The 25943-nt window shown below is 52.5% G+C and carries 12 protein-coding genes and 2 pseudogenes; 7 read left to right on the top strand and 7 right to left on the bottom strand.

Going from position 1 to position 25943, the window contains the following annotated elements; genetic code table 11:
- Positions 1-138: 138 nt before the first annotated feature.
- The 3 genes from ACQ0PY_RS06660 to ACQ0PY_RS06650 all read left to right on the top strand — a co-directional run bounded on the left by ACQ0PY_RS06660 (position 139) and on the right by ACQ0PY_RS06650 (position 11951).
- On the top strand, positions 139-1314 hold the full coding sequence (locus tag ACQ0PY_RS06660) for a DnaJ family molecular chaperone (protein ID WP_043001501.1): 1176 nt from the start codon (positions 139-141) through the stop codon (positions 1312-1314).
- A 554-nt stretch (positions 1315-1868) separates the two neighbouring features.
- Complete coding sequence (locus ACQ0PY_RS06655; RefSeq protein ID WP_109739975.1) at positions 1869-2441, top strand: LuxR C-terminal-related transcriptional regulator; 573 nt, start codon at positions 1869-1871, stop codon at positions 2439-2441.
- A gap of 195 nt (positions 2442-2636) precedes the next feature.
- Positions 2637-11951, top strand: coding sequence for an autotransporter outer membrane beta-barrel domain-containing protein (locus tag ACQ0PY_RS06650; protein ID WP_109739974.1), 9315 nt, complete (start codon positions 2637-2639; stop codon positions 11949-11951).
- A 108-nt stretch (positions 11952-12059) separates the two neighbouring features.
- On the opposite strand, the gene ACQ0PY_RS06645 is transcribed toward ACQ0PY_RS06650, so the two are convergent.
- The 6 genes from ACQ0PY_RS06645 to ACQ0PY_RS06620 all read right to left on the bottom strand — a co-directional run bounded on the left by ACQ0PY_RS06645 (position 12060) and on the right by ACQ0PY_RS06620 (position 20100).
- Positions 12060-12647: a helix-turn-helix transcriptional regulator gene (locus tag ACQ0PY_RS06645; protein WP_044269019.1), complete on the bottom strand. Its 588-nt coding sequence runs from the start codon at positions 12645-12647 to the stop codon at positions 12060-12062.
- Between the two features lie 15 nt (positions 12648-12662).
- Positions 12663-13358 carry a flagellar brake protein gene (locus tag ACQ0PY_RS06640; protein ID WP_044256689.1) on the bottom strand — a complete coding sequence of 232 codons (696 nt, stop codon included), beginning with the start codon at positions 13356-13358 and terminating at the stop codon, positions 12663-12665.
- A gap of 535 nt (positions 13359-13893) precedes the next feature.
- Entirely contained in the window at positions 13894-17040 is a 3147-nt protein-coding gene (locus ACQ0PY_RS06635) for a CusA/CzcA family heavy metal efflux RND transporter (protein WP_109740794.1), read from the bottom strand.
- Between the two features lie 11 nt (positions 17041-17051).
- The gene (locus ACQ0PY_RS06630; protein WP_104446118.1) at positions 17052-18314 is read right to left on the bottom strand and encodes an efflux RND transporter periplasmic adaptor subunit; all 1263 of its coding nucleotides are present in this window, start codon (positions 18312-18314) and stop codon (positions 17052-17054) included.
- A gap of 32 nt (positions 18315-18346) precedes the next feature.
- Complete coding sequence (gene cusF, locus ACQ0PY_RS06625; RefSeq protein WP_044256696.1) at positions 18347-18691, bottom strand: cation efflux system protein CusF; 345 nt, start codon at positions 18689-18691, stop codon at positions 18347-18349.
- Positions 18692-18717: 26 nt separating this feature from the next.
- A complete protein-coding gene (locus ACQ0PY_RS06620; RefSeq protein WP_044269041.1) occupies positions 18718-20100 on the bottom strand; it encodes an efflux transporter outer membrane subunit in 1383 nt (460 codons plus the stop codon).
- Positions 20101-20270: 170 nt separating this feature from the next.
- On the opposite strand from ACQ0PY_RS06620, the gene cusR reads away from it, so the two are divergent.
- Both cusR and ACQ0PY_RS06610 read left to right on the top strand, forming a co-directional pair.
- Positions 20271-20954: a copper response regulator transcription factor CusR gene (cusR, locus tag ACQ0PY_RS06615; RefSeq protein WP_044269013.1), complete on the top strand. Its 684-nt coding sequence runs from the start codon at positions 20271-20273 to the stop codon at positions 20952-20954.
- A complete protein-coding gene (locus ACQ0PY_RS06610) occupies positions 20944-22383 on the top strand; it encodes a Cu(+)/Ag(+) sensor histidine kinase (RefSeq protein WP_109739972.1) in 1440 nt (479 codons plus the stop codon). Before cusR ends, ACQ0PY_RS06610 begins: the two co-directional genes overlap by 11 nt.
- A gap of 235 nt (positions 22384-22618) precedes the next feature.
- On the opposite strand, the pseudogene ACQ0PY_RS06605 reads toward ACQ0PY_RS06610, so the two are convergent.
- A pseudogene (locus ACQ0PY_RS06605) lies at positions 22619-22774 on the bottom strand (DUF4942 domain-containing protein); the annotation flags it as partial.
- 28 nt (positions 22775-22802) lie between these two features.
- On the opposite strand from ACQ0PY_RS06605, the gene ACQ0PY_RS06600 reads away from it, so the two are divergent.
- The gene (locus tag ACQ0PY_RS06600; RefSeq protein ID WP_231912840.1) at positions 22803-23138 is read left to right on the top strand and encodes an HAD hydrolase-like protein; all 336 of its coding nucleotides are present in this window, start codon (positions 22803-22805) and stop codon (positions 23136-23138) included.
- Between the two features lie 1397 nt (positions 23139-24535).
- Positions 24536-24619: pseudogene (locus ACQ0PY_RS06595) on the top strand (ESPR domain-containing protein); the annotation flags it as partial.
- Between the last annotated feature and the right edge of the window lie 1324 nt (positions 24620-25943).

The raw sequence follows: 25943 nt of genomic DNA, 5'->3' as shown, positions 1-25943 counted from the left end.
ATAATTTCTGCGAATTATTCTGGACGAACAGGCCCCACAGGCCACAGAATGCGATTTGCACTTTTTTTATATTTTTCAAACGAATGACTTAACCTAAATATCGTCATTCATGTGTCGGTCACGCCAGGCAACGGTGTCATGAATAAAATCATCAAACGACTCGAAATCATTAAAAGCGCCATCGAACTTGAGGATGAGGAGATCATCCAGCAGCAGCTTGTGCATCTGCAGCGGGAATCTGGCGATCCTGTAATAACGGCAATTGCCCAGGCTATCGAGACGCGCCGCTTCAGTGATGCAATGCGTGAAATTGCTACCTGGCTACAAAATCAGCGCGCCATAACCAACTGGCAGGATCCGGCGATTGCCGCCAGCAAGCTGGAACTTAAGGCGCTGGAAAATCAGTTGCGTGAGCTGATTGACACCCGTAATACCCGCATTCAGATTCTGGATGAGTTTAACGACCAGTATCATCTGCGCCTCGGGCCATTAATGAGCCGTATTCTCGAGCTGCGTAAACAGCTCGCAGCCAGCGCCCTGCGTCGGCAGGAAGCGGAACGCAGACGCCGCGAGAAAGATTACCTCTCCTGTCAGCAGTACATCTCACTGGCGGTCGATCGGTTAGCCCAGCTTAAACAGCAATGGATGGGCATGGATTCAGCCTCTCGTGCCGCAGTCGACATCCGTCAGCGCATCCAACAGCAAACGGAGCTGATTACCGACCTGCTCGCCGAGATCCGTGAACTGGAAGCAGATTTTTCCCGCCAGGATGACAGCGACACGCGGCAGGCACAGGAAGAGGCAGCGCATGAATATGAGGAGTATCAGGAACAGCAGCAGGATGCTCAGCACCGTTTCGCACGCGATCAGCGCCTTTCACCGGATGAGCGTAATGAGCTTAAGCGCCTGTGGCGTCAGGCCAGCCGTTTGTGTCACCCGGACGTTGTCGCTGATGAACTGAAAGAGAAAGCGCACCAGATGATGGTGCAGCTCAATCTGGCGCGGCAAAACGCCGATCTGGCGGCCATTCGCGCCCTGCTCACTCAGTTGCAAAGCGGTCTGGAGCCAATGATGGCCAGCGACCGGTTGAACAATCTCGACCATCTGCGGCAGAAAATCCAGCAGTTGCGGATCCAGATTGATGCGCTGATAAAAGAGATCGCCGGGCTGGAAGCAGAAAATGCCTGGCGTCTGGCGACCTCGGTTCGCGATAAAGAAGCATACTTTTCAGAACAAGAACGCGCGCTGGCTGAGCTTCGCGATACGCTGGAGACCCAGGTTAAACATGTTGAACAGGATCTGCTGGCAGGTTAAGTTTTTTTGTAACAAAAGGGTGGCGAAGGAGTGCTGGCCAGTTGCCCGCCCATAAACAGCACAAAAAATCAAAAATAACACTTAATAACGTTAATTGAAAAACTCATAGAGTTTAATTCCACACAAACATCAATAAATCAGATTTATTCACTTAAAATACGTTAACCTCAAGAGCATTACGCAGAGGGAGTGTTTTTACGGTGACATTACCCAGGAATATTCTTAACTCCCGATTCCGCACATCATCACGTTTATCCCCTACCTCCACACCTCATGCCTTTACCTCCGATGGTCTCCGCTATTTTTTAAGACTTTCCCGCAAACGCTCCATTATTTTCCCAGCCGTTTTCATCAATCCATAAGTGAAATCTATCAATCATTCTTCAGAAGGTGAAATAAACGATTTATCTTAAATTTTAACAAAGCGTAATATTTCAATTGAGAATAATCCCAATACAGGTTGTGGATTTAAACAGATTCCCAGGCTGGGAAAGAACCCTTTTTTAAAATGTTAAAGAGGGGCAGGATGCTATTGCCGACTCAAGGAGAATTTAATGTCAAAAGCTATTTTTATGGGTGATGATTATTACACCTGGCTTGGCATGAAAAATATTCTGCGCGGCACATCACTCTATTATGGCATGCAATATTATGCAGCCAATTCACCGCCCTCTTCTCTCCCGGTTGTTCAGAATAATGATTACCTCATTATTCATCCCGAAGAGACGGATATTCTGAAATACGCCAGCATCATTCGCCGTCTCTCCTCGCGTGCGTCATTGATGCTTTTTGTGCTGACGAATGTCGAAACCTTTGCGGTATTCCAGACCATTTGCGGCATGCAGATGCACTTTCTTGACCGCACATTGAGCCTTGACGCACTACACGGCCGGGTGACTCAACTCATCAACTGCAAGAACACAAGTGTGAACCGACCGCTGGATAATGCCATGAGCGTTAATGAATTTAACGTCATGATGATGTATTCCCGTGGCTGGTCACTGTCCAGAATTGCCACTATTGCGCATAAAAGCGAAAAAACTATCGGTACCTATAAAAGCAATATTGCCAAAAAGCTAGGGCACAACAACACCCATCTGAAATATATATTCTCCCACTATCGCTAACAGCCTACTAAGGAAATACAACACGGACGACTGAGCATTAATTAAGACGTTATCAATCACTAAAAATTATTCCGCTCTGCGGAAGGGACTCCTGTTTTCGAAATTTGACAACCCAGGCCAACTCATCGTGAGCCACCCCTAACCACAAACGCAACGTGTCAACCAATTAAAAACAGAAATGCAGACGAGGTTATTATGAATAAGGTTTACAACATCATATGGAATGCGACACTCGGGCTTTGGGTTGTCGCCTCCGAATTATCAAAAGGGAAGAAAAAAAGCAGCTCGCGTAAAACAGGACTGCGTGTTGTTTCCGGTTTAGTTGCTGGCGTTTCTTTCACAGCCGCCGCCATACCGATCGTGACCGATGGCACACGCGATATCACCGTGGATTACCCGAATGTCATCTCCGCCGGTGTCCATCAGGACGTATTCAACTACGGTTTTTTATATGAAAACAAAAACAACGCCAGTGAACTGAATATCACCGGCGCGATCCCCAACATCGCCTACGGACAGACCGGCATTGTGGAATCGTCTACCATCCGGGATCTGTTGGAAAGCGGCAAAATTATTATTACCGCGACCAACCTCGCCCACGAGCAAAAATCTGTCACCACCATTGAAGAACTGGCGGAATACCTGAGTCATACACAGTCGTCTACGCCGCAGCAAAGCGTGGAATTTCAGGTGATTGACCCGGCCGATCCCGAAACAACCTCCACACTGAAGGTGTTTGATACCGCAAGCCTGGCAAACTTTATTAGCGTTTCGCAGATTGGCGATGCAGTGCTCAACACGTTTGATGCCAATGTGTCGCAAATCTATAAGCAGTTTGGCTTTGCCCTTGCCAAAGATGGCGCAACCGCCAATCTCAATATTGGCGATAATTCACTGAACGTAAGAGAAAATGCTATCCGTCTGCTGGCAAAAGACTCTTCTCTGCTCAAAGCGCAAGAACCGAACAGCAAGGTCAACTGGCAATCCGATAACTATATCCAGTTTGGTGCTGCGCCAGTCGTTCCGAGCAAAATCTTTGCGGGTTCGAAACAGACCACCGTATTTGGCAAAGACATTACCTTAATGACCTACGGCTACGACGAAGAGGGGAATGTCGTTGAAACGGGTAACCGCACCTTTTCCATCAAAAACACGGCGGATCTGGCAAATTTCAACAACTGGCTGATTGGCGCCGGCAGTGAGAGCGCCAAAACACCCGACGGGCAAGATATCAGCCAGATCCAGCTATGGCTGGATTCTGGCGCTATCAGTAAAGTTTCTGACGCACAGACCTACTACGCGAGCCTGATCAACCAACTGCTGACCTCCAGCACCAATGCCGACCTGCTGACCTGGGATTACGATGTCTGGACTGACGGACAGGCGCACACCAATAACACCACAGCGGCCACTGGGGAACTGCATGCCATCTATGCTAACGGACAAGGCACCACCGGTACATTGGTTGCGGGCGCGACTCTGGCTGTCGATGGCAGTATCAATGGGGCAATGAAGGCCGATGGCGGTGGTTCTGTCGTCAATGAAGGCGCCCTGAACGTGCTGCGAACGTCTACCGGACAGGGGCTGGCGATTGGCATGTTGGCCAGTGATGCCAGCGCCATTAACCACGGCACGATCAACTCCGGTTTGTTTATCGATAAGGATGGGAATCGGAAGGTCAACAGTTACGGTGCCTACGGTATGCAGGGGCTGGGAAACAGCACCGTCGTGAACGAAGGGACCATTAACCAGGCCATCACGACCAACAACTACGGTACGGCGGCGGCGGCCGATCCGTGGTCAACGGATAAACCGGACAGTTCTCTGACGCTCGCTATCGGTATGCAGTTGTCCGATCAAACCAGCGGGATCAACAGGGGTGAGATTAACGTCGTGGACGGACGCAGTAACGACGACTCATTTGGTAAGGGAACGGCTTACGGCGTTGAAGTGTCCGGTGAGGCCACCTTCACAAACACCCTTGATGCCGCCATCTATCTTGGGCGTAACGCTAACGATCTCACACAGGATGTCGATATGGCAGGTGGTGCCAGCCCCAGCGCCGGGATCCTGACCCGCAGTTCAGGTGATGTCACCAATGACGGGGCAATCACCCTTGGAACAGGCGTACGTAACGCGGCGGGGATCCTGGTCGGTAACGCCACCGGGAATGTGACCAACACCGGTAAAATCACCCTCAACGGCGACTCGTCATCCGGCACCAGCCATAACTTCGGTATTTCCGTGCGCGACAGCGGCAGCGAAAACGGCCAGCAGATCCGTAACGACGGTGAGATTAACGTCAACGGCCACAACAACATCGGGATCCATCTGACCGCCAGTTCGAAGAACGCGCATGTGACATCCAGCAATACAGGGGCAATCACGGTCGCGGGCGACGGTGGCACGTCGAACCGTAACTATGCAATCTGGGCAGAAGGGAGTAACACTGCTCAGGCCACCGTTGACGTGTCTTCTTCGATCACACTCAAAGAAGTCGGCAATATTGGCGTTCATGTCCGCGATAATGCGGTGGCTAACGTTAACAGTACCAGCAGTCCGCTATTCAAAAATAGCGATCAAATTGGCTACTATCTGTACGGCAAAGGTGCGACCGCCAATATCGGCGAAGCCGTGATGAACGATAACGGTCAGGCGCGCACCACGTTGTTCCGCATTGCTAATGGCGCAAACTTTGCCGGCAATACGTTCGACCCGCTGACGCTCCAGCCATCTAAACTCGAGATGACCCTAACGGGCGAAAAATCGATTGGCGTCTTTGCGACCGGTAAAGGCAGCACCGTGGATACGGGTGAAGCGACATTTACGGTAAGCGGCGACGGCGCGGCGGCGCTGCTGCTCGAAGGGGGTGCAGAAGGCACCATCAGCGATAAGACTCTTATTGAACTGACCGGATCAAATACCACAGCCGGGATTGTCGATGGTCAGGCGCACCAGTTGAACGGTAATAAACAGGGCACCCCTGTCGAAACCATTCTTAACTCCAGCGCCATTATTAAATCCCTGGATACCGGGCTGAACGTCATCGCCTATGTGGCGAAGAATCTAGGCAACATTGTTCTGCAACAGGACGCGGTTATCGATCTCGCCAGTAAAGACAGTATCGGTGTCGACGTGCAGGAAGGAGGACGGTTAACCAACAACGCATCCCAGGCATTGCATGTCAGCAATGGGATTGGCGTTCGCGCCTCTGGCAAAGATGCGCAGATCAAAAAGCTGGGCGCCATTGTGGTCGATGACGGTACCGCAGGCGTGCTGCTGACCAATGGCGCAACGCTGAATATCACGACGGGAACCGGTGGAGTAGCCGATACCATTACGACCAACGGCACGGCGGATGGAATTCGCCTTGCCGCCGGTGCGGGGTCGCTGACCGCCAAAGGCGTCACTATTAGCGCATTGGGCAGCGGCGCAGGGATTCAAAACCATGCCGAAAGTTCGGATATCACGCTGAACAACGTAACGATTAACGCCAACGACGGTCCGGGGATCCGCACCAGCGTGGCGCTGAATGTGAAAAACGGCGCCAATAATCTACTCAACGTCACCGGTGCGGGTTCAGGCTTTGCCTTCATGAAAGAGAACGGCGACAACGCGACCGGCGATTTGGTTATCGGCACGGGTTACACCGTGCTGGTACACAACAATACCGGAAACGCCACGGGGAACGGGATTGATGCCCGCACCAACGGCAGACTGACCACCCGCGCCGATATTACCATTCAGGACGCGACGGGCGGCTCAGCGATCCTGGCAAAAGACGTTTCCGCTATCACCAACAGTGGCAAAGTCACCTCCAATAGCGTGAACGGTCCGGTGGTGGATGCCAGTGGCGACAGTAGCAAAACCATCACCAATACCGGGACGATCCTCGCCGCTACCGACAGGGATGTCGCGATTCAGTCTGGTAAAGGCAATGACACTATCAACATCAGCGGCGGCAATACGCGGGGCGTCATCAATACTGGCGCCGGTAGCGATCGTTTTATCTGGAACAGCGGAACGTTCGCCGGGGAGGTGAACTTCGCCGGGACAACCAACAACAAGGCCAACATCGGCAACGTATCGCTGGCGAACACGCGTCACATCACCACGCTCGCTGGTACGGGTAACGCCCTCACCTTCACAAACACCCGGGGTAATATCGGTACGCTGCTGGCGGATGACCTCAGTCTGGGAACCCACATCGGCAGCGGCTGGAATACCTTAACGCTGACGGGCGCACAGGCGGATATGCGCATTGTGGATAGCCTGACGCTGGCTGACGGCACCCTGGCTGTTAACGATGGCGCGACGCTGCGCACAGGCGACCATCGCGATGCCAGTAATACCGGCGCGACCATTGGCAACTACAGCATTACCACCAGCGGTATAGCCAGCAACATCATCTTTGATACGCAGGGCAATGACGCTGACAGCCAGATTTATCAGGGCACCATCAGCGGTAGCGGCAACTTTGTCCGCGCAATGGGTGGCACGACGGTGTTCACCACTGACAATAGCTACAGCGGTTCTACGACGATCAAACAGGGCGGGATTTTACATCTTGGTCAGGGCGGTACAACGGGCGGTATCAACCCGGTTTCGCAGATCATTGATGACGGTATTCTGACCGTGAATCGCAGCAATAACGTCCTGCTTAACGGGGTGATTTCCGGTATCGGCGCGCTGGAGCAAATCGGTAAAGGTATTACCCGTTTAACCGGCGCCAACAGTTATAAAGGAGTGACTACCGTCGACAACGGCACACTGCTGGTCAATGGCGATCAGTCTGCCGCGACGGGCATGACAACCGTGAACGGCATTGCAACCCTGGGCGGCACCGGCACCCTCGGCGGTGACGTCGTGATGAATGACGCCACCACTCTTAGCGCAGGCGACGGCGGCGCGGGGACGCTGAAGATCAACGGAAGTCTGCAACTGGGCAGCAAAACCACCTCCGCGTTTGAACTGGGAGAAGCCTTCGTGCCCGGTGGCGCACAAAACGATCTGGTCGATGTCACCGGCAATCTACTGCTCGATGGCACGCTGAACGTCAGCCAAAGCACAGGCGGCACGTTTGGCCCAGGCGTCTACCGTCTCTATAACTACGGCGGCACCCTCGACAACCAGACGCTGGAATTAGGCGACGTTCCGGCGGGTCAGGATAAGCGCAATATTTTCGTCCAGACGGTGCTGGATAAGCAGGTCAACCTGGTTAACGCCAACGGCGTCACGCTGCAGTTCTGGGACGGCGCGCAGACGGGTGAAAACCACGGTAAAACCGGGATTGAAGGCAACGGTAAAATCGATGGTGGCGATGGCAAATGGATGGCTATCGGCAGCCTGGGCGATAACAACTGGACGCAGCAGGACGGTATCGGCAACGCGCCGTGGGCGCAAAAAGCCTTCGCGGTTTTTACCGGCAACGCCGGTACGGTCGAGGTCGATCAGAGCGCAGGCAACGTTCAGTTTTCCGGCGCGCAGTTTGACGCGGACGGCTATGTCATCAAAGGCGATGCGCTGAACGCATGGGAGACCACCGCAGGCAGCAATGAGCTGATGCTCCGCGTCGGTGCTGGTGGCGCAGGCGAAAACTTCACCGCAACGATCGAATCGACGATCCGCGAAGGCGACAGTACGGATAGCCTGACGCTGGTCAAGACTGACCAGGGGCGTCTGATCCTGAGCGGTGATAATACCTATCATGGCGGCACGCGCATAGACGGCGGTACGCTGCAAATCTCGGCGGATAACAACCTGGGCCAGTCCGGAACCGGCGTCACTATCAACAACGGCTCAACGTTCCAGCTGGGCGCGGATTTCACCACTCAGCGCACCCTCACCCTGGGGACGTCTGGCGCGGATGCGGTGTTCGATCTGAATTCGCACCACTTCTCCCCTGTCGGCGATATCACGGGCGCGGGTAACCTGAAAGTCACCAGCAGCACCCATGATGCGGCCAGCACGCTGTCGCTCGATCGGGCAAACCGCTATCAGGGCACGACGCTGATTGAAGGTACCGGACAAGCTCACAACGTTACGGTCAATGCCAGCCAGACGGGAACATTTGGTAGCAATGCCAGCAGCACGGTGAGCGTAACGAAAGGCGCGGCGCTGAACGTCAGCGGCGCGGCAACCAGTCTGCAATCCCTGACGATGGAGATTACCGACAGCCTGTTAACGCTAAAAGACACGGTCACTGCCGCCGACGCGACGCTGAATCTGAACGGCACCACAAAGGCGCTGATTGCAGGCAATGCAACAGCCGGACAATCCACGATTAACGTTTCAGAAACGAGCACACTGGTGCTGGAAGAGGATGCCAGCGGCGGCAGCGCAACGGTCACCAACAGCGGGCTGATGTCCTTTGCCGATCGCGCACTGGCGGAAATGACCACGGTGAAAAACCTCTCCACCGGTAGAGTGGATATCAGCCATGTCGACAGCGCGACATCCGTCGGTTCGCTGTCCGGCGCGGGTAACGTTGAGCTGGGCGATAAAACCCTCTCCCTCGGTAATCTGGGTCTCAACGACACCATCAGCGGCATCATCAGCGGTGACAGCGGTAATCTGGTGAAAATCGGCGACGGCATACTGACCTTAACCGGCGACAACACCTGGACCGGCACCACATCGGTCGATGAGGGCGTACTGCTGGTCAACGGCAATCAGGCGGCGGCGACCGGTGACGTAACGGTCAAGGCAGGCGCGACGCTGGGCGGCAACGGCATTATTGGCGGCGCGGTAAATGTTGCGGATAACGGCCATATTACCGCCGGTTCCACACTGAACAGCGTCGGCAAACTGACCACCGGCGCTCTGACGCTGAATGACCTGTCGCAACTGGATTATCAGTTTGGCCAGGCATATACCCCGGGCGGTGCCTTCAACGACCTGATTAACGTCAACGGCGATCTGGTACTCGACGGCAAGCTCAACATTGAAACCTCACCCGGCGGCAGCTTTGATGTTGGCGTCTATCGCGTCATTAACTACTCCGGTACGCTGACCAACAACGTGATGGACATTGCCAACGCCCCTGCGGCGGCAGACAGTCTGTACGTTCAGACATCGGTTAACAATCAGGTCAATCTGGTGAACCACGGCGGTCTGACCCTGCGCTTCTGGGACGGCACCGGCGGTGAAAATGGCGAACTGAAAAACAACGGCGTGATCAACGGCGGCGATGGTATCTGGCAATCCAGCCACGGCAACGATAACTGGACCACCGATGAATCCACGCCAGAAGGCGCGCTGAACGCCCCGTTCACCGATGCCGCGTTCGCTGTTTTCCAGGGGGTGGCAGGCAATGTCACCGTGGATAACAGTCTGGGCGATGTGATCATCAGCGGCGCGCAGTTTGCCACCGATGGCTACCGCGTAGCGGGCGATGCCATCACCACCAACACTGCCAATACGCTGATTCGCGTCGGCGACGGCACCATCGATGGCGCAGGGTATATCGCCACCATCGACAGTGAGATCCGCGGCGCCGGTGGCGTCAATAAGAGCGACCTCGGCACGCTGATCCTGACCGGCGAGAACAGCTACAGCGGCGGTACAACGATTACGGCAGGGACACTACAGGTTTCGGGCGATAAAAACCTCGGCGCAGCCAAAACCGGGATCACCTTTAACGGCGGCACGCTGAAGTATGGCGATGCGTTTAATACCGCCCGCCAGGTGACGCTGGAATCCGGCGGCGGGACCTTCGACACCAACGGCTTCAACGTCGAACTATTGACCGACGTTGAAGGCAGCGGCCAGTTAACGAAAACCGGTCAGGGTACGCTCATGCTCACGCTCGACACCTCCTACACTGGCGGCACCCACGTCGTGCAGGGCACGTTGCAGTTGGGTAATGGCGGTGAGATCGGCAGCGTACAGGGCGATATCATCGCTGACGGCATACTGGATGTGAAACGCTGCAACAGCTACACCCTGAGCGGCAATATCAGCGGCGAAGGACAGCTCCACCACACCGGTAGCGGCATCACCACGCTGGAAGGCGCGAACAGCTACAAAGGCGCAACGCTTGTCGCCAACGGGGTTCTGCAGGCCGGTGGCGCCAATACGTTGAGCGCAGCGTCCCATCACATTGTGGCGAGCGAAACCACGCTGAAAACGCAAGGCTACGACCAGACGATCGCCGGATTAACCAACGGCGGCAATGTGTCGCTGACGGGGGCGGCGATCGGTTCCGCGTTGACGGTGAAAGGCGATTACAGCGGCAAAAACGGGACGCTTGAATTAGCCGCAGCGCAGAACAGCGGCGGTCAGGGCATTGCGGACCGACTGGTGATCGATGGCGGTAAGGTCAGCGGTAGCACGCTGCTGAAAGTAGACGGTTCAGGGCTGGGTGCGCCGACGGTGGGAGACGGGATCGAAGTGGTGACGGCGAAAAACGGCGCCACCACCACGGCACAATCCACGCGTGACGGCTTCTATCTGGCGAATAACCGGATGTCTGCCGGGGCGTTTGAATACCAGTTGTATGCCGGCAACGCGAAAGGCCTGGGCGAAAACTGGTACCTGCGCAGTGAATACCGCCCGGAAACCATGCTCTACTCCGGTCTCGCCAGCGTAGTGCGTCAGGGCGACCTGAGCCTGTTAGGCAATATGCACCAGCGAATGGGGGATGACGTACGACCGGGTCTCGATGAAGACCACCGTGCATGGGCGAGAATGATTGGCTACTCCGCTAAAACCAAACTGGACGACATCACCGGCACGCAGACCACCAGCCACACGATGGGGATTCAGGCAGGGGTTGACCTTTACGCGGATACCAGCTGGAAAGCCGGTGTCTACACCAGCATTCTGGATATCGACAGCAGCGTCAAAGGCAGCCATGCGGGTAGCGCGGGTAAAGGCGGTAACATCGATGACAACGCGTTTTACCTGGGCGGTTATGTTACCTGGTTCTCCACCGATGGCATGTATGTGGATAACGTCCTGCAATACGGTAACCATGACGCTCGCCTGTCGGCATCCGGAAACAAGGGTTCCCATACCGTGAAAGGCCATACGCTGACCGCCTCGACGGAGATCGGCAAAGCGTTCCGCTTAGGAGCAAGCGCATGGAGTCTGGAACCCCAGGCACAGCTGATCTATCAGTACAGCGATTTTGATGACAGCACGCTGGGCGGCGCGGCGAAGACGAAGGTCAGACTCGATACTGCCGATGCCTTTACCGCCCGTGTCGGGCTGCGACTGAAAGCTGACTATGACACCCGTCACGGTAAGATTCAGCCATATGGACGCGTCAACCTGTGGCAGGGACTGGGGTCAAAAGACAAAACCCACTTCAGCAATGCGGTTGCCACCACAACGCTGGAATCTTCGCAGCAGTACTCCAGCACCGAAGTGGCCGCAGGTCTGAGCTGGAGCATCGACCGCGATCTGCAGGTGTACGGCGAACTGGGAACGCAGTTCAACAACGGCGGGCATAAATCGCAGGTGGAAGCGCCAGTCAATGCCTCCATTGGCTTTAAAAAGTCGTTCTGACAACCGCTGAGGGAATCAGGCCGGGTGAAGGCAATGCCTCACCTGGCCTACGTTGTTCAGGATAGCTGTAGGCCTGATAAGCGAAGCGCCATCAGGCTGATGACAAACTCAGGATAAAAAAGAGAACGGATGGTTGAATCTGACGATCAGTTTATTCAGTTCAGTCGAATGGGCCAGACCCAGCTTCGTGATGATTCGCATTTTATGCGTCTGTATCGTTTTATAGCTCACACTGATCAGATCCGAGATTTCATTTGGTGAATATCCACTCACCAGCAAACTGAGGATTTGCTGTTCACGATCGCTCAGCCGTTTTTGTGAACGGAATAAGCGGGGATTCCAGCACTCCCCCGTCAGGGTCGTCAGTCGGCCAAAATCACGCAGCGGTGATTTATCGGTCAGCACAATCACTTTTTCGACATACAGTAACTCAATGCACAATTTCGCCAGACGGTCATCGGCAATCACCACCACGGCATTATCGTAAACTTTAAAGCGATTCTTATTTAAATAGCTGACAAAATCAGCGTAGGACTGTTCGTGGCTGATGATATTAAAAATCATCATCCGATGGCGATAGCGTGCAGAGTAATCTACCATCACCTGCCAGGGGACATCCGTCACCTCAGCATTTTTACTTTTTAAATACGTTGAGACACTGCTACCGACAAAATCTTCATTTCCACACATCAACATAAAGTTCACCTTCCTTTATAAACTTTTTAATTTATTACTCATCAAAAAATGAATAATGACCTTTTCGACATCCAACGCGTCGCGTGGATGTTTGAATTCGAACTTGCAGGAGATCTGCTGACAGGAATAAAGCTGATTGTTTTCATCAAATTCGTTGATAGCAACAACGTTGACGACCCGGAGATCGCAATGCAAACGACCAAACTGTTCAAAATCCAGAGATGCCCCTTTAATCAGCGCATTTTTATAAAGAAAGCGGGTGTTTATTTTCTGTGAGATCAGCGCGCAACCGCCGCGAGAGATATTCTTAATCTGCAGCAAGTAATTCTCACCATTTTTATAGCGTCCAGAACAGTAGAAATGATACCCCTTTAAAAAGGAGAAACGCTGATGCTGGCGGCGCTGAACCAATAAGATCACTTCAGGTATGCGATACGCCAGTCCGCACTCCAGTTTATCGGTCAGCGACTGACTGAACCGGGCATTGAACCGGATAATGCCGCTGTCGCTGTGCAAGATAAAAGACTGGATAGAAGAGTGTGGGATGTCGCTGTTGTTGGTAATCACGAAGTAGTCGAAGTCAACCTTTTCTAATTGAGTGACCACGCTGGCGTCTTTAAATTTCAGTTCTACCTTCGTTTTTCTGAGAAGCTCTTCGCGAATAATGGCCACGATCTCAAATTTATTGTCCTTTGCCATCCCAAATCCCATAGTAAAATCCTTATTTTATATTTCAGATACTTCTCATTCGTGTTTAATGATAAAAGGCTAAAACTGGCTCCCGCAGATGGTTTTTTGATTACCATAAGGGATTACCTTTCAGATATTTCGCATGATATTAAGTTTTTGACTATTTTTACTGATTAATTGATATGTAAAAACATTCAGTGAAGTGTAAAAGTGGCCCGCATTATGCGTAAAAGAGAATGAACTTAACGAAAACTTGATAACAAAAATGAATAAAATGCGATTAACTGCACGATTCTGAAATATAAAACTGATGTTTACACTATTTGCAACACAAGGATGCGGGCTGTGCTTTTTATGCACAACCCGCTGAGAGGTAACGGCAAAATTAAATATCAGAGGGAACGAATAGCAATAACGGGAGATTCATAAAGGGATAACGCTTATCATCAGAAAAAGCATTTTACAGTATTGCAGAATATGTCAGAAAGAATGAAAAATCACCGTTAAAATGATTTTTCCGGCCCGCTTCATTTCAGCAGGCCGGATGATGAAGATGTTAACGGGATATTTTACGGTGACGATGTATCCACATCAACTTATAAGCCGCAGGGATAATAAACAGTGACAGTAGCGGCGCCGTAATCATACCGCCGATCATGGGCGCAGCAATCCGGCTCATCACTTCCGAACCGGCCCCTGTCCCCCACAAAATCGGCAGAAGACCGGCAATGATCACCGCTACGGTCATCGCTTTGGGTCGTACCCGTAGCACCGCCCCGTGATATAACGCGTCATCCAGTTTCTCTGCGCTGAACGTCTGCGGGTTGTCCAGTGAAGGATCGGCCTCAATGGCATGGCGCAGGTACATCAGCATGACCACGCCAAATTCCGCAGCGACCCCCGCCAGAGCGATAAACCCGGTTCCCGTCGCCACCGACAGATGAAATCCCATCCAGTACAGGAACCAAATCCCGCCCACCAGCGCAAACGGCACGCTGGTGATGATCAGCAGCGCTTCTCCGACCCGGCGGAACGCCAGATACAACAAGACGAAGATGATCATCAGCGTCATGGGCACCATCAGCTTCAGCTTATGGTTCGCCCGCTCCAGCAATTCAAACTGACCAGAAAACGCGACGCTGGTACCGGGCTTCAACTGAACGTTATCGGCAATTACCTGTTTCAGATCGTTAACCACAGAGACCATATCCCTGTCGCGCGCATCAATATAGATCCAACTGGTGGGCCGTGCGTTCTCCGTTTTTAGCATCGAGGGCCCCGGCGTGATGTTGATTGTGGCGACATCCCCCAGCGTAATTTGTTGCTTCATCGGCGTCAGGATTGGTAACTGGCGCAGCGCCTGCGGGCTGTCCCGGAAGCTCTGCGGATAACGCAGATTGATCGGATAACGGGCAATCCCCTCAACGGTCTCCCCAACCATCGCCCCACCGACGGCAGAGGTAATAAACAACTGCACGTCCCCCACCGTCATGCCGTAGCGGGCTGCTTTCTCACGGTTGATATCGATGTTGAGATAGCGACCACCTTGCAGACGCTCAGCGAGCGCAGATGTTACGCCAGGGACGGTGCGGGCAACCTCTTCAATCTGCTCGGCCATCGCGTCGATATCGGCCAGTACGTTACCAGAGACTTTAATCCCAATCGGACTCTTAATCCCGGTAGAGAGCATATCAATACGGTTACGAATCGGCGGCACCCACAGGTTTGCCAGCCCCGGCAGACGAACGGTGTTGTCCAGTTCCTCGATGATTTTTTCCATCGTCATTCCCGGACGCCACTGATCCTGCGGTTTGAGCTGAATCGTGGTTTCCACCATCTCCAACGGTGCCGAATCCGTGGCGGTTTCCGCTTTCCCGGTTTTGCCAAAGACCCTGGCGACTTCCGGTACGGTCATGATCAGCTTATCGGTTTTCTGTAACATGCTTGCCGCTTCTGCCGCCGAAATCCCCGGCAGCGTGGACGGCATGTACAACAGATCGCCTTCGTTAATCTGCGGTAAGAACTCGCCCCCCACTTTACTCAGCGGCCAGGCCACCGTCAGGATCGAGAGCCCCGCCACCAGCAGCGTGACTTTCGGCCAGTGCAATACTTTCAGCAGTAGCGGATGGTAAATACGGATCAAAAAGCGGTTAAGCGGGTTGCTGCTTTCCGCCGGAATTTTCCCGCGGATCCACAGCCCCATCAGGATCGGGATCACCACGATCGCCAGAAACGCCGCCCCCGCCATCGCATACGTTTTGGTGAACGCCAGCGGCCCGAACAGGCGTCCTTCCTGCCCTTCCAGAGTAAAGATGGGAATAAAAGAGAGCGTGATGATCAGCAAACTGATGAACAGCGCCGGACCAACCTCTACAGAGGCATTGGTGATCACCGTCCAGCGCGTCTCGTTATCTGGCACTTCGCCCGGATGCTGGTGTTCCCACTCTTCCAGCCGTTTATGCGCATTTTCGATCATCACAATGGCGGCATCCACCATCGCCCCCACGGCGATAGCGATCCCGCCAAGCGACATAATGTTGGCGTTCAGCCCCTGAAAATGCATCACGATAATGGCGATACACAATCCCAGCGGCAGCGAGATGATCGCCACCAGCGCGGAACGCACGTGCCAGAGAAACAGTGCGCAGACCAGCGCCACGACGATAAACTCTTCCAGTAGCTTATAGCTGAGGTTATCGATGGCGCGGTCAATCAACTGACTGCGATCGTAGGTGGTCACCACTTCCACGCCTTCCGGCAGACTACTTTTCAGCGTCTCGAGTTTATTTTTAACCGCCGAGATCACCTCACGCGCGTTTTTACCGGAGCGCAAGATAACCACCCCGCCGGCCACTTCTCCCTCGCCGTTAAGTTCGGCAATCCCCCGGCGCATTTCCGGGCCTGCCTGCACTCTCGCCACATCCCGCAGGTACACGGGTACCCCGTTTTCCCCTGACTTCAGAACGATATGATTGAAGTCATCCAGCGTTTGCAGATACCCGCTGGCGCGGACCATGTATTCTGCTTCCGACAGTTCCACCGATGAGCCCCCCGCCTCCTGGTTAGAGGCATCCAGCGCACCTTTCACCTCCGACAGGTTGATGCCGTACTGAGCGAGTTTCATTGGGTCGATCACCACCTGATACTCTTTCACCACGCCGCCCACGGAGGCCACTTCCGACACATTCGGGATAGTTTTTAACTCATATTTCAGAAACCAGTCCTGCAACGAACGCAGTTCCGCCAGGTCGTGCTTACCGCTGCGATCAACCAACGCATACTCGAAGATCCAGCCCACGCCGGTGGCGTCTGGCCCCATTTCCGCGCTGACGCCCGCCGGGAGCTTACCCTGTACCTGGTTGAGATATTCCAGCACGCGAGAACGCGCCCAGTACGGATCGGTGCCATCTTCAAAAATGACATAGACATACGAGTCGCCAAACTGCGAGAAACCGCGCACAGTTTTTGCGCCGGGTACGGACAGCATGGTGGTGGTCAGCGGATAGGTCACCTGATTCTCGACAATCTGCGGCGCCTGCCCCGGGTAGCTGGTTTTGACGATCACCTGCACGTCGGACAGGTCGGGCAGCGCATCCACCGGCGTGTTAACGATGGTCCAGGTCCCCCAGACGCTGAGAAAGAGTGCGCCAATGATCACCAGAAAACGGTTGGCGACCGAGCGGCGAATAATCCATTCAATCATCTGCGTTCTCCTCAGTGCGCATGGGCCGCAGGATCGGGCATCGCCGACGGTTGCTGCGTGCGCATCCGGTCTAACGCCCCCGAGATGTTGGCTTCTGAATCAATCAGGAACAGGCCGCTGGCAACCACCTTCTCGCCTTCAGCCAGCCCGGAACGGATCGCCGTTACCCCCTGCGAGGCCTGGAAGACAGAGACGGGTTTAGGGACAAAACGCCCTTCACCGTCCACCGTGATCACCCGCTGCTCGCTGCCGGTATCGATCAGCGCTTTAGACGGGATCAGCAACATCGGCTCACTTTCCGTTTTCAGATTAAGATAAGCGTTCATCCCCGGTTTCAGCGCTTCGTCGGGGTTATCGACTTCCAGGCGCAGTTGCAGCGTTCGGGTGGTGGCGTCGGCGCTGGGCAACAGCGTCCACTTGCGCACGGTGAAGGACTTGTCCGGACGCGCCGGAACGGTCAGCGAAAACGGCGACGCGTCTTTAATCAGCCACGCGATGGATTCAGGCACCGCAGCGGTTACCCACACTGGATCCATCCCCTGAATTTTCGCGACCACGTTATCTTTGGCGATGTTCATGCCAGCACGTAAATCAAAGGCGGTAATTACTCCGTCAATGGGTGCAGTAAGGATAAAGCGGGTCTGAATTTTGCGCGTTGCGGTCAAACGTCGAATATCCGTTTCCGGCATTCCGGCCAGGCGCAGCCGCTCCAGAATCCCCTCAACCTGGGTTGCCGTGCCGCCAGTTTCTTTCAGCAGCAGATATTCACTCTGCGCTTCCACCCAGTCAGGGATCGTGAGTTCAAGCAGCGGTGCGCCTTTTTTCACCTTATCACCCACGGTGAGCGGCCAGACTTTCTCGACAAATCCGGCGGCACGCGCCTGCATAATGACAAACTGGTACTCGTTATAGCTGACGTTGGCCGGGAACATCTGGGCAAAAGTGAGGGGTCCGCGACGCACAGCCTCAGTTTTCACACCGAGGTTTTGCGTTTGCGTCGGATCGATACGGACGCCCGGCGCAGTAGCGCTGGCAGACTCTTCATCGGCATATTTCGGCACCAGATCCATATCCATAAAGGGCGATTTGCCGGGTTTATCGAAGCGGGTATTCGGGTACATCGGGTCGTACCAGAACAGCACCTTGCGGGCTTCTTTTTCCGTGACTGGCGGTGTATTCGCCGACGGGTGCGCCGCGGCGAAATACGCGTAGCCGCCCACGGCGATAATGCCGCCCGCCATCATGCTGCCGATAATCAGCGCGATATTTTTCATGAGGTCATGCTCAACGTTAAAATAAGAGAGAATTACTGGCTTTTAATATCCTGCAATAAAGAGAGATTGCCCTGCTGGATAAATGTAAACGCCACGTTGTCACCGGGTTTAATATCGTTGAGCTGCGTTTGCGGTGTGATGGTAAAACGCATGGTCATTGCCGGCCAGTTCAGCGCGGGGATCGGCCCATGTTCAATGGTGACTTTTTTGCTTTGCGTATCAACGCTTTTTACTACGCCAGTGGCGCTGATCGCCGGGCTTTGTTCGGCGGCAGGCATGGCGCTCATCATATCGCCGTGATGGTGTTCATTGGCCTGAGCGTTAATTGCCAGCGTAGAGAAAATGGCGAATACCACCGCTTTACATACTGTGTTCATGTCAATCTCCTGTGATGTGTTTCGGTTTATTCCAGCCAACCACCGCCAAGCGCGGTATAGAGCGTAATTTCGTTAACCTGTCGGGCGTAATTAAGGTCAAGCAGGGTTTGTTGCGTCGCAAATAGCGAACGTTCAGCGTCCAGCACGTTGATATAGCTCACCGCTCCGTTGCGATAGAGCGCTCTCGCACGCTGAAGCGTGATTTGTAGCGAGGTCAGGTATCGCTGCTGACCGCGAATCTGATCGGTAAGGCTCTGGCGTAGCGCCAGCGCGTCGGCAACCTCTTTGAACGCGTTCTGGATCTTCTGCTCATAATTGACCACCGACTGCTGCTGGCGGATTTCAGCCAGATCGAGGTTGGCCTGATTACGTCCGGCATTGAAGATCGGTAGCTCCACTTTCGGAATGAAATTCCACATCCCGCTTGCCGTCGAAAACAGACTCGAGAGATCGCTGCTGCTGCCGGAGATCCCGCTGGTCAGCGTGATGGAGGGAAAAAACGCCGCCCGTGCCGCGCCGATATTGGCGTTTGCCGCCATCAGCGCGTGTTCGGCTTCCATGATGTCCGGACGCTGCAACAGGATTTGCGATGACAGCGATGGCGGTAACGTCACGCCGTTGATATCGCCGACATTCTGTCGCGCATCGTCCGGCAGCTTAGCGTAGCTCCCCAGTAACAGCTGCAACGCGTTATTCGCCTGCGCCAGTTCCCCCTGACGTTTCGCAATATCACTGCGGGTACTTTCAATCACGCCACGCGCCTGTTCCAGCGCCAGCACGTTAGTACTGCCGGTAACCAGTTGTTTTTCCACCAGCGCATATGCACGCTCATAATTGCTCAGCGTTTCTTGTGCCACCTGAAGTTGCGCGAAGGCCAGACGCTGATTGAACCAGCTCTGTGCAACGTTGGACACCAACAGGATATGCACCGCCCGGCGCGCCTCTTCGCTGGCGAAAAAGTTCTGTCGATCGGCTTCGCTCATGTTTTTCAGCCGCCCAAAGAAATCCAGATCAACGCTCAGGTTCAGCCCGGCCTCATATTCACGCGTACTGCGGGTGTCGCCTTTCAGTTTCCCGCTCCAGTTTCCGCTGCTTTCCGCATTCAACTGCGGATAGCGATCGGCATCAGTCACCCGATATTGCGCCCTCGCCTCCTGTACTTTCAGCGTCGCCATACGTAAATCGCGATTGTTACGCAGCGCCTCGTCAATCAGCACTTTCACCTGCGGATCGACAAAAAACTGCCGCCAGCCGCTGTCCTGATAACCTGTCGGTGATGTCACCAGTTGGTTCTGACTGAGAGAAAACTGCTGCGGTACCGGAAGCGCCGGGCGCTGATAGTCCGGGGCGAGTGAACATCCTGCCAGCAGTAACGCCATTGAGAGCGTGAGACGCTTAAAATTACGCATAAGCCTGATTTTCATGTGGGTTGATATCAGCCACTTTACCTGGCGCTCTCTGTTCAACCCGTGACAGCAAAATGACAAAGCTGTCATTTTCCCAGAATGCGATTGCTATCCGATCTGGCTTCTCTAGAATTGAGAGGCCCCATGACCGTCGCGTGGCGAAGGAGAATGTGTTGAAAATTTTGATCGTCGAAGATGAGAACAAAACCGGTGAATACCTGACCAAAGGACTGACGGAAGCGGGCTTTGTTGTCGATCTTGCTGACAACGGTCTGAACGGCTATCACCTGGCGATGACCGGTGATTACGACCTGCTCGTTCTTGATATCATGCTGCCCGACGTCAACGGCTGGGATATCGTCCGGATGCTGCGTGCCGCGAATAAAGGCATGCCGATTCTGCTGCTTACCGCGTTGGGAACCATTGAACATCGGGTAAAAGGGCTGGAATTAGGGGCGGATGATTATCTGGTTAAGCCGTTTGCCTTTGCCGAACTGCTGGCGCGCGTCAGAACCCTGCTACGCCGGGGGGCGGCGGTAATCGTCGAAAGCCAGTTTCAGGTGGCCGATCTGATCGTTGACCTGGTGAGCCGCAAAGTGAGTCGTAGCGGTACCCGCATCACGCTCACCAGCAAAGAATTTACCCTGCTGGAGTTTTTCCTGCGCCACCAGGGAGAAGTATTACCCCGCTCGCTGATTGCCTCTCAGGTGTGGGACATGAATTTTGACAGCGATACCAACGCCATTGACGTGGCCGTGAAGCGCCTGCGCGGCAAAATTGATAACGACTTTGAGCCTAAGCTGATTCAGACCGTGCGTGGCGTGGGATATGTGCTTGAGGTGCCGGATGGTCAGTAAGCGGTTATCCCGCCCTTTTTCGCTGGCGACGCGCCTGACCTTTTTTATCAGCCTCGTGACCATTGCCTCCTTTTTTGCCTTTGCCTGGATCATGATTCAGTCGGTAAAAGTGCATTTTGCCGAACAGGACATCAACGACTTAAGCGAAATCAGCGCCACCCTCGAACGTATCCTTAGCCCCTCCGACGAGCCGGAATCCCGCCGTCTGGAGATCCTGAAAAACGTGGTAGCCGGTTACTCAAACGTCATTATTTCGCTGGAAGATGCTAACCAGCAGGCGCTCTTTCATTCCCCTCATATGCCGGATATCCGCCAGTTTCTTGCCCGCGCCACGGTGGATAAAACCGTTCCGGGCGGCAACGTCTATTTGATTAATGGTCCGTCGATGCAGATGGCTGGCCACGGCACCCATTCCAGCTGGCGCATGATCCGCCTGCCGGTCGGGCCGCTGGTCGACGGTAAACCGGCCTATACCCTGTATCTGGCGCTGTCGATCGATTTTCACCTGCATTACATTAACGATTTGAAAAACAAGCTCATCATGACCGCCTCGATCATCAGCATGTTGATCATTTTTATCGTGCTGTTTGCCGTGTATAAAGGCCACGAACCGATCCGTAGCGTCAGCCGACAGATTCAGAACATCACCTCGAAAGATCTCGACGTCCGACTGGATCCCCGGTCGGTGCCTATTGAACTGGAACGGCTGGTGCTCTCGTTTAATCACATGATCGAGCGTATCGAAGACGTTTTTACCCGCCAGTCCAATTTTTCAGCTGATATTGCCCATGAGATCCGTACCCCTATCACCAACCTGGTGACGCAAACAGAAATTGTCCTCAGCCAGCCCCGTAGCCAGAAGGAGCTGGAAGAGGTGCTCTATTCCAACCTCGAAGAATTTAGCCATATGGCGAAAATGGTCAGCGATATGCTGTTTCTGGCGCAGGCCGATAACAACCAGCTGATCCCGGAGAAAAAAACGATCAATCTGGCGGATGAAGTCAGTAAAGTATTCGACTTTTTTGAGGCGCTGGCGGAAGAACGGGAAGTCGGGTTGCATTTTGAAGGGCGTCCATGCCTGGTATCCGGCGATTCAGGTATGCTGCGCCGGGCGATCAGCAATCTCCTCTCCAACGCGATGCGCTACACGCCATTGGGCCAGAGCATTACCGTCCGGCTGACAGAGGCGGACGAACAGGTGCACATCATCATTGAAAACCCGGGAACACCTATCCCTGCCGAACATTTACCACGGTTGTTTGATCGCTTTTATCGCGTGGATCCATCCCGCCAGCGCAAAGGCGAAGGCAGCGGCATCGGACTGGCGATCGTGAAATCGATTGTGACCGCACACCACGGAAAAGTGTCGGTGACGTCGGATGTAAACGTGACCCGGTTTACGTTGAGTTTACCGAAAGAGTGGGTCTGAGATCCTACCGGATTCGAATACAGGCCATATAACCATTGTTATTACAGCATTTTTAGCAGTTCGAAAAACGCCGAAGCCCACAATCGTATTTCGCTAAAAACACCCGTGATTTCGAGCCCGGTTATGGTAACGATGAACTATCGCGCTACCAGTATCCCCGGATAATGCTTAGTGAAAATGTCATTCAGTTTTTCTACAAGTTCTGACCGCTTAAAGGTAATGTGCGCAGTCGTCATTCATTCGCGTTGCCCCCGCCAATGCTGTCGGTGAGTGCAAAAATATCACTGAGCTGATGAATAAGGATTTCTGTCAGGCTCAGCGCAGCATTACGTCCGGTGATGATGCGTTCAATGCTGGTGGAGCAAATCACGTCAGTGTAATCGGTTAACAGGGTCTATTCTGAGCTGATGGGATTAAGTGTGGTCACTAACTGTTCGGCGCGCCTCAGACGCATTGCTGCGGATCTTGTCGGCGTTCCCTTCGATGTCGTCGTGACTTCCGAACAGGCTGATTTTTACAAGCAGCATCCTGAGCCGTATCGTCTGGCGTTGTGTAATACAGGCTTTGTTCCTGCCGAGGCTATATTTGTCGCAGGCTCTGCTTATGACATGCTTGGGACGCAAAAAGTGGGAGTGCCCACGTACTGGCATAACAGGGTTGGGCTGACAGCACCTGAAGGTGCGCCAGAACCTTTCACAGAGCGCGCCACGATCGACACGTTGTTGCAGGATATTGAGTCCATTGGCCGTTCTTAGGCTTCACCCTTTCTGGTTGCAATAGGGATTATCTCCCTCTCGCGCGGATTCGGACGTGTGCTGCTGGCCTGCAAAGAACGGGATCCGGTGAACCGCACCAGCTTTTTTGTCCGAGGTTTCTGACTTGATGATCCATCCATTTATCTAACGGGATGGAAATGTTCTGGGTTGCAGCGACACGAAACAATGAGAAACGCTTAAGACACAAAAAATGGGCATGGCATAAGGCTAATTTACTGATACCGTCCCCCTTTATCAGGTTATTGTTCAGAAAGAAAAATCTGAATTTTATAAAATTTACCCGGTCAGATTACGAATTACGGCTGCCACCCTCTCGTAACACTGTTTTTTTAACAAATTTTCATATCTAACGAAAAAACAAAAAAAGAATAATACAATCATAACGTTGTGTTTTTTACATGATATAAAAATGGAGATTATTAATTCATAACAACAACTTAGAAAAATATCATTATATACAATCACTTAAATTAAAATTACAAACCGCGCCCATTACTTTTTAGCAAATTGTGCTCTCGAGTGACTACTTCCAGCCTCATCTAATGTTTGTAATATTCTTATTGTCAGATGCAAATATCTCAACCTCAAAAGAGCAAGTGAGTGATATTTCCAGAAAAGACGCCCCTCATTTAAAACGACCACCAGGAATTATATAACTGGTTTGTCCAGCTGCGTTAATATTACTTTTTTAACATTTTAGCGCTGCTTGACTCTCTTTTAACACAGTGCAAAACTGCTATTGGGGAATAGCAAAAGGACAGATCCATAAAACCATTTCAACTGATAGTGTGTCGATATCATAAACAGAAAAAGAAAATGTCTTTATGATACTTTCTTATTTGTTCCCTTGTTGTTTTATTTTACAGAGGTCGTAGAAATGTAGACCATTCTCCGAGAATGCAGTTTGTCAGCAGACTGCAATACGTAATGAGTAGTTATATTTGCCGACCAGGCACCGTTCAGGTGCCTGTAAGGGCAGTAATGTCATTTCATTACCCCTTATATAAAACCTTAATGTAGGTAATAGGAAATATAACTACCCTCTCTAAGATTATTTTTTTTCGTGCTTCAGATATTGAGAGGCACCGGAAGTCTTTTATCGCTCTTACGGAAAAGAAAGCATTCGCTTGAACAACAAAAAAAACATAAAAAATCACCAACGAGTATATAGCATGGAACAACTAAAAATTCGCAATATCAATAATTCTTGGGGGCTGATTTCAGTACCGGAGAATTACTCTGGAAGAGGCAATAATCTCATCCGGACAAATAAAAAGACTGCGCCAATGATGCGTAGTGGTACAGGGAAGGCTCAGTACAGTGACAGAGCCGACACCTGTGTAGTCAGTATTGGCACGGTATAAGAGGTGTCTACTATGAACAAAATCTATCGCGTAATCTGGAACAGCACGTTGATGCAGTGGGTTGTCACCTCTGAGTTTGGACGCGCAAGAATCAAAAGAGCGGTCAGCAAATCAGTGAAGGCGGCGGGCCTGATGGCTGTGCTGTCAGCGGGAGCTATAGCAGCCACAACTACGTATACACCGGGAACCGCCAATAATAGCGGGCAGGCTATTAATGTCATCGATAACGGGACGTACAGTCTTGATGGCGATGTCAACTTCACTGGATCAACCGGATTACAATCTATTTATTCAGGTCTTATAGGGTTTTGGGAGAGAGGATATGTAACGGGTCCCGTTAATCCTAATACAATATCGTCTGTTACATATGGTTCCAGTGTTGGAATCTCAGTGACAGATCCCAATACACATATTACCTCTACAATCTCGACCTTTAACTCTGATAGTATAGCGACCACTCCAGGTGGATACAGTTCATACTGGACTATCTATGAACCGACCCCGGAAGGATCCAGTCCATTTATAGATGCTCAAATAGCAAATGTTTCTGGTGGTGGCACTTTTAATATGAATGCCTCCGGCACTGTAGGTGACACTACGGTGAAGGATACAGTCTATATAAAAGTTACTGATGGTACCGCTAACTGGAATTCAGTTAATAATATTCTGTTTGGTTCAGCTGTTAGCGCTCAACTTGAGCCCCAGATAATAAACGCGACCAGCTCAACCTTTAATGGAACGTTCACAGTCACTTTAGCTGATGGTTCTTCGGTACAACAAACTGTAAATAACTTAGCGGATTTTAAGCAATATAATACCTGGTTACAAAAACAAATTGCAGCAGGAACATTGGGTGCAGGTGCTACTGCTCAGGCGAATTACGACGCCGCGGTCCGTTTAGCTTATACAGACACGTCTGTCGCATTTACAGTTACCCCCCCACCTCTTGATCCTGATGATCCTGCTTTAATCCCTTTTGGTGAGCAAGTGGCTATGCTCGCGGATGGTCAGAATGCACAGGCTCATGTATCCTCAACAGGTAGCATGACTTATTCCAGTGGCGGGAATGCAATTGTATTAAGTGCTGTAAATGGCGGTACAGTAATTAATGACGGGACAGTGACAACCTCGGGCTACCAGTCTTATGCGATGCAGGCTAATAACGGCGGTCATATCATAAATAATGGGGTTGAGAATATCGGTATTGCAGGTGGTTATACCCCAACAGGCGTTGCCGATATCTATAGTGGGGCAGGAACGACCCTCAATAATTACGGCACTGTAAATATTGGTGGATTTTCAGTTAATTCAATAGCAAACTCATGGCTTGATATTAGCTCTGGCGCCGTTGCAACAAATAATGGCGCTGTTAACTACGGTGTTTCTAAGGATGGCACAGCTTCCTCGTATATTGTTCCCG

It is taken from the genome of Citrobacter sp. LST-B2 (assembly GCF_057983045.1).
The sequence above is the reverse complement of the archived record's forward strand: the minus strand, read 5'-3'. Positions and strand labels throughout refer to the sequence as shown.